The organism is Neorhizobium huautlense, assembly GCF_030811685.1.
GTDB classification, from domain to species: Bacteria; Pseudomonadota; Alphaproteobacteria; order Rhizobiales; family Rhizobiaceae; genus Neorhizobium; species Neorhizobium huautlense_A.
This window is the reverse complement of the sequence record NZ_JAUSRF010000047.1, coordinates 1-1,326: the sequence shown is the minus strand read 5'-3', so window position 1 is coordinate 1,326 and position 1,326 is coordinate 1. Positions and strand designations below refer to the sequence as shown.

Annotated in this window: 1 protein-coding gene and 1 CRISPR repeat array; the gene reads left to right on the top strand. The window is 57.8% G+C overall.

Features of this window, described 5'->3' with window-relative positions; translation table 11 throughout:
- The first annotated feature begins 79 nt into the window (after positions 1-79).
- Positions 80-220, top strand: a complete 141-nt coding sequence (locus tag J2T09_RS27530) for a CRISPR-associated endonuclease Cas2 (RefSeq protein WP_373458669.1) — start codon at positions 80-82, stop codon at positions 218-220.
- Between the two features lie 205 nt (positions 221-425).
- Positions 426-1,179: direct repeats of the CRISPR family, unit length 31 nt; unit sequence GTCGCCTCCTCACGCAGGCGTGGATTGAAAC.
- Positions 1,180-1,326: the final 147 nt, after the last annotated feature.

The following is a 1,326-nucleotide window of genomic DNA, read 5'->3' as shown; positions in this document are numbered from 1 at the left end:
GGTTTGCCCATGGCGCTTCTCCTTCCATGGGCAAAGTGAATCACAGATCAAGCAAAACCGTAATCCCGAATCCTGTTAGATGCGACACGCTTTAGAAGGCATCATCAAGACGGATTTCGACAGTCTTCGATATTATTATCTGGGGGCTAACTGGCAGCGCAAGGTGGAGCATGTCGGCGCAAAGCCTGCCGCCGATCTCGGCGGGACACTGATCGTCTGATACGCTGACATTGCGGTTGGACATTTCGGTGCGAACCGCAAGCGTGCCGCCGAACCGCACTAGGTTCGCACCGGGGCAACTCTTTGACATTGTTGTCCCATTTTGCAGCGCGCCGAATTCTGCAATCCTTGCAGCGACTTCGGGACACCATTTCGCAAAAGATCCGGTCTTTTCTTCGGTGGCACAGTTGGTTAGCTGTGTGACAGTCGCCTCCTCACGCAGGCGTGGATTGAAACAAGGAAACCATCGAAGGCCTTGCCCGGGTTCTGAAGTCGCCTCCTCACGCAGGCGTGGATTGAAACGTGTACGAGTGCCGCCAGAACCTTGGCGGTCACGGGTCGCCTCCTCACGCAGGCGTGGATTGAAACCACGGCACCGCCGCAAACGAATTTGCCCTCGCCTGTCGCCTCCTCACGCAGGCGTGGATTGAAACAGTGCCTCGACGATTGCCGATATCGAGGCTGGCTGTCGCCTCCTCACGCAGGCGTGGATTGAAACTGTCCGGCTCTGGCGAGTGATTGCGTCGTCTGCTGTCGCCTCCTCACGCAGGCGTGGATTGAAACTACCGATGGGGCGGCATCATCCACCGCGACATAGGGGTCGCCTCCTCACGCAGGCGTAAATTGAAACGAGGCACTCACCTGTTGCGTTGAGGTACAGGCCGCGTCGCCTCCTCACGCAGGCGTGGATTGAAACTTTGAGACGGAAAACCCGCTCATCGGCCTAAAGCAGGTCGCCTCCTCACGCAGGCGTGGATTGAAACAATTTTGCGGCCAACGTAGCCACAAATGCCGAAGGTCGCCTCCTCACGCAGGCGTGGATTGAAACGCGCCTTGGAAAACTTGCCACCAGTTGAAGGCGGCGTCGCCTCCTCACGCAGGCGTGGATTGAAACCCATTGCGATACGGGCACGCCGCGGGGAACTGTCGTCGCCTCCTCACGGAGGCGTGGATTGAAACCAGCAACGGTCCAGCTTTCGACCTTGAGCCAGGAAGTCGCCTCCTCACGGCCGCTTCAGACTGCTGACAAACCCCGTCATTTTTTGGCGGGGTTTTGTTTTATGCGAACCACCGGGTTTGCCGGCCGCGTTCGAATGAGGCAATGAA

Excerpts from the sequence above, each read along its gene's own strand:
- J2T09_RS27530 (WP_373458669.1), top strand. The coding sequence starts at position 80 with ATGCGACACGCTTTAGAAGGCATCATCAAGACGGATTTCGACAGTCTT.